This is a genomic window from Flavobacterium xizangense, assembly GCF_054075145.1.
Genome location: NZ_JBSIPG010000367.1, coordinates 1 through 229, shown reverse-complemented (window position 1 = coordinate 229; position 229 = coordinate 1). Strand labels below are relative to the sequence as shown.

General features: G+C 34.1%; 1 pseudogene. It reads left to right on the top strand.

The annotated features are described in order from the left end of the window. Nucleotides 1–229 (top strand): annotated as a pseudogene (locus ACWA1B_RS23800) (tRNA (N(6)-L-threonylcarbamoyladenosine(37)-C(2))-methylthiotransferase MtaB); the annotation flags it as partial.

The window sequence follows — 229 nt, the reverse complement described above, 5'->3', positions numbered from 1 at the left end:
AGAATATTCGTGAGATTGTTTTGACTGGTGTAAATATCGGCGATTACGGAAAAGGGGAGTTTGGAAATAAAAAACACGAACATACTTTCTTAGATTTAGTTCAAGCTTTAGACAAAGTAGAAGGAATTGAACGTTTAAGAATTTCGTCTATCGAACCAAATTTATTGAAAAACGAAACGATCGAATTTGTTTCTAAAAGCCGCACTTTTGTGCCGCATTTTCATATTCC